7 protein-coding genes are annotated in these 4,629 nt (G+C 33.5%); 1 reads left to right on the forward strand and 6 read right to left on the reverse strand.

Going from position 1 to position 4,629, the window contains the following annotated elements; all coding sequences use genetic code 11:
* The 6 genes from MR593_RS02640 to MR593_RS02665 all read right to left on the reverse strand — a co-directional run.
* The coding region (locus MR593_RS02640; RefSeq protein ID WP_290686700.1) for an NAD(P)/FAD-dependent oxidoreductase at positions 1–400 on the reverse strand (400 nt) is incomplete at its 3' end.
* A complete protein-coding gene (locus MR593_RS02645; RefSeq protein WP_290686702.1) occupies positions 393–665 on the reverse strand; it encodes a (2Fe-2S)-binding protein in 273 nt (90 codons plus the stop codon). The genes MR593_RS02640 and MR593_RS02645, both read right to left, overlap by 8 nt.
* Before the next feature lie 20 nt (positions 666–685).
* On the reverse strand, positions 686–1,192 hold the full coding sequence (locus MR593_RS02650; protein ID WP_290686703.1) for a 4Fe-4S dicluster domain-containing protein: 507 nt from the start codon (positions 1,190–1,192) through the stop codon (positions 686–688).
* Positions 1,193–1,229: 37 nt separating this feature from the next.
* The gene (locus MR593_RS02655; RefSeq protein WP_290686705.1) at positions 1,230–2,345 is read right to left on the reverse strand and encodes an NAD(P)/FAD-dependent oxidoreductase; all 1,116 of its coding nucleotides are present in this window, start codon (positions 2,343–2,345) and stop codon (positions 1,230–1,232) included.
* 53 nt (positions 2,346–2,398) lie between these two features.
* Entirely contained in the window at positions 2,399–2,719 is a 321-nt protein-coding gene (locus MR593_RS02660; RefSeq protein ID WP_290686707.1) for a (2Fe-2S)-binding protein, read from the reverse strand.
* Between the two features lie 269 nt (positions 2,720–2,988).
* Positions 2,989–3,630, reverse strand: a complete 642-nt coding sequence (locus MR593_RS02665) for a methyltransferase family protein (RefSeq protein ID WP_290686709.1) — start codon at positions 3,628–3,630, stop codon at positions 2,989–2,991.
* Between the two features lie 230 nt (positions 3,631–3,860).
* On the opposite strand from MR593_RS02665, the gene MR593_RS02670 reads away from it, so the two are divergent.
* A partial coding sequence (locus MR593_RS02670; protein ID WP_290686711.1) for an iron-containing alcohol dehydrogenase occupies positions 3,861–4,629 on the forward strand: 769 nt, incomplete at its 3' end.

Consider the following 4,629-nt stretch of genomic DNA (forward strand, 5'->3'; position numbering starts at 1 on the left):
TTGGATTTAATTCAGGTTCTATTTCTAGAGCCTTTTCTATAGATATCATCTCTATATCTACGTCGCTTTTTCTTTGTTCTTCAACTATTTTTGATAGTATATCCCATTGCTCTTTATCTTCAACTGGTTGCATACCACCACAGTGTCTATAGTACTCTATATCTTCGCCTAGTTCTTCACTCAATGTATCAAATAATTTTATACTTTGAACTGCTAAGTCCATTTGAGCACCTGGCTTTTTAGTATGATATCCTACAACACCATCTGTAGCTCCAGCAGAACCTCTAGTTATATCTTCTTTTTCTATTTGTAAAACTTTGTTTCCCAATTTAGCCAAGTAATAAGTTACAGACGATCCTATGATTCCTCCACCTATTACTATAACATCGTACTTACTCATCACCATTTCCTCCTATTACACCAATTTTTACCGGTCTAACAGGGATTCTCTTAGTAGCTGGTAATATTTTATCCATGCTTATACCTGTTTCTTCACTTATAATTTTTGCAACTAATCTCTCGCAAGTTTTACCTTGGCAAAGTCCCATACCTGCCTTTGTTCTTCTTTTTACACCGTCGATTGTAGTTGCACCATCTCTTATAGCTTCAATTATCTCTGCTTTTGTAACTTCCTTACATCTGCAGATTAATATATCTTCACCCATAAATACTCTCCCTTTCTAAACTACTTTTCTAAACGCTTCATGCTTCTAACTTCATTTGCAAATTCCATTGGAATTATCATACTTACAATAGTAGTTCCCGCATATGCTTTAACTTGTTTTACTTTCTTAACTATACCCTTGCATACTACTTCTCCGTAGCGGTTTACAGCATCTACTACTTGATTTTCTTCAGGCAGTGGAAGATATTCAAAAGGAAAATCTATCACTGCTTCTTTGTCGCTAAATGATTTATCCATTATAGTTATCGCAAGACCTGGGCAATTTGCCACACATTGTCCGCAACCTGTACATTTGTCTTCATCTAAATGAGGTAGATTTGTTATTTGTTCTCCTATAGTTATCGCACCTTGTTTGCATGAATATGAACATGGATTACATGGTATTTCTTGTACACATTCGATAACTGCAACTCTACCTTGTCTCATTCTACTTTCGCTTGGCACTCCAGGGCAAGAAGCTAATTCTTCTTCAGATGGAACACCGTCATATACTATACCTCTATTCACAATTATTCTCCCTTCAAAGAAATTTTCACTCAATTTATTATTTAACAAGTGATTCCTTATACAGCTTCATATCTTCTAATTGTTTTTGTTTTGAAGCTCTTCTTCTCTCTCCAAAATATCCAGAACGAAGAGTGTTTAATCTATCGTTTATTTCTGCTACTAATTTATCCTTTTCATCATCAGTTAAATATCCTAAAGAATATGCTGCACACACACCTGCTAGATTTCCTTCCTCCATTGCAGAAGATGCTTCTTCTACTCCTGTTACATCTCCAGCTACATAGATGCCTTCTTTAGAAGTCTCCATGTTTTCATCGTGAAGTGGCACGTGCCCACCAAATGCAGGTATAAAATCAAATTCACAGCCTGTCATCCATAAAAGCTCTGTCATAGGGTTTAAGCCTACAGCTAAACAGACAGTATCTACATCAAATGTTTTTTCACTGCCTTCTATTATGTTCCATTTTTCATCTACTGCAGCTATTTCTACTCCCTCTACTTTTCCTTCTCCGTAAACTCTTTTTATTGTATGTCCTGTGTATATAGGCACACCTGCTCTGCGAACCTTACCTGCGTGAACTCCATATCCACCTATTTTCGGTCCACCTTCTACTATAGCAACTACCTCAGCACCTGCTTGCATCAATTGGTAAGATACTATAAGTCCAACATTCCCAGAACCCAACATAAGTATTTTTTTACCTGGTAAAACTCTGTTTACATTTGCCATGGTTTGAGCAGCTCCAGCTCCCATTACCCCTGGTAAAGTACTTCCTGGAAATGCCATATAATTTTCCTTTGCTCCAGTTGCTACGATTATTTTTTTAGCCTTTACAGAGTAATTTATTCCACCGCTTATAACTCCCATACTGTTATCTGGAAGCAATCCATAAACTAAGCTATCTAGTAAAACCTTTGCTCCACTATCTTGAACCTTTTTTAATAGCTCCTGACCTATTATATATCCTCTAGTTCCAGCTTTATGCTCCTTTGAGCCGAAGAATTTATGTATTTGCTTAAATAATTGTCCCCCTGGCAATTTATTTTCATCGATAACTAATACATCTGCACCTGCAGTTGCAGCTTGGTATGCAGCACTTAGCCCTGCAGATCCTGCACCGATTATAGCTATCTCTGTTACTATCTCCTTCATTTGCAAACTCCTTTCGATGTGTTTAATTCTATATATTTTATCTTGTCTTTAGATTAATCTTTTTTTCTGCTTATACGAGCTAAACCTTTTTGTGTCTCAACTTTCATTCCATCTTTTACCACAGTAACACAAGTTCTAGTATTTGGTATTCCATCTACTACCATCATACAGTCTGTACAACGACCTATCGCACAGAAAATCCCCCTAGGCTCATGTCTCTTAGCTGTAGTTCTAAAAGACTTTATCCCCGCAGCCATAAGCGCTGAAGCAATAGGCTCTCCTTCGTAAGCCTTTATTGGTTGTCCATTATAGAAAATAGTGACTTCTTTTCTATCTTCTATTTTTCCTAAAATAGGATGATCCTCTACTCTCACAATTACTCCTCCTTGTAATAATATAATTATTATTTTTAAGAAATTTTCAATTTTATTAATTATTCTTAAAATTTAATTTAATTTTATATTTATTATCCACTTTACTATTCACTATTATACTACTATCTTACATTTTTTTCCATAAAAACCTATTTATCGTAATACATACAAAAAAGCAATCAATCAAATTAGATCAACTGCTTTGTGATTATATATCAAGAAATACAAATTAACATTGTAAATATATTCATAAATTAATAAATAAAAGCTTACCATATAAATGGAATCAGTCTATATTTAACTCGCTCCTTATATTCTTTGTATCCTTCTAGACCATTTTCGAGAATCATTTCCTCATTTTTTATTCTTTTCACTAATAAAACTGGGTAAAAAAGAAAAATCAAAAATCCAATAGCTGAGCCCAACACAATAGGAAAAGATAAAAATAGTGTTGTTGTGACAAAATACATAGGATGCCTTACAATCCCATATAAACCCGTATCGATGACCTTTTGATTTTCTTGAATTTCTACTGTTCTTGAAAGATAAGCATTTTCACGCATTACCTCTCCATAAAGTATATACGAAATAAGCAATACTATAGATGCGACTACTATAACCCACATAGGTAAATTTGACCATTCAAATCTAAAATCCAAAGCTGAAACTATAAATCCTCCGACAAATATAAACAATGACAATACAATAACGTGCTTTTGCTCAGTTTCTTTTTCTTTACTATTTAGCCTTTTCGCAAGTAAATCAGGTGCTTTAATCCAAAGTATTAATCCTAAAACAAGCATAGGTATAAATAATAAACCTATAAACAACCAAGCATTCCAATAATAAAATGTACCTGCTGGTAAAAACAAAAGTATTCCTACCATCAATATACCAATTGTGAATTTCATAATGGCATGAAATAAAAGCTTCTTATTCATCTTTTTTACTCCATTCATAATTTATTAATATTAGTGTATCATAAAATAATTTTTATTTAGAATTATATTGTCTATATAAAAAATTTGCAGTAATCAACCTATATCAATTGATAATTTAATCGTTTTTGCCTACAATTTAATTAAATACTATAATTAATAGGAAAATCTCAATTCTTATATTTATACAAGGAGGAAACCGTATGGATAATTTAACAAAATTATTTTCATTTGAACTACCTACAAAAATAATATACGGTGCAAACTGTTTAGATAATTTATGTAGCGAATTAAAAGAAAATAAAGGTCAAAAACCAATAATAATTACTGACAAAGGCGTTTCAAAAGCAGGTATACTTCAAAAAATAACTGATTTACTAGACAAGGATAACATTCCTTATATCGTATACGACGGCGTTGAAGCAAACCCTAAAGATGTAAATGTAGAAGAAGGCGCAAAAATCGCAAGAGAAAACGCTTGCGATTCAATAATAGCAGTCGGAGGAGGAAGCCCTATAGACTGTGCAAAATCTGTAGGAGTTTTACTTGCCCACGATGCAACAGAAATCAAAAAATACGAAGGTAAAACTGCAGCTACAAAGCCTCTACCTCTACTTATAACTATACCTACAACATCAGGTACAGGAAGCGAAATAACATTTTCTTCAGTTATAACTGATACAAAAAACAAATACAAAATGACTGTAAAGAGTAAATACACAGCTGCAAAGGTAGCAATTTGTGATCCTGTACTTACTCTATCAGTTCCTCCTGCTGTAACTGCAGCAACTGGTATGGATGCATTGACTCATGCATCTCATGAATTAATAGATAAGAGTGTAGACTATATCACATTACCAGAAGAACTTTATGATATAGAAAGACGATTTAATGAACTAAAGAGTGAATCAATAAAGAATGAGAGACTTGCAAGAGAGAATGAACAGAAGAAGGATGAACTCATTGTTTATT

Source organism: Intestinibacter sp., assembly GCF_022780145.1.
Lineage (GTDB): Bacteria > Bacillota > Clostridia > Peptostreptococcales > Peptostreptococcaceae > Intestinibacter.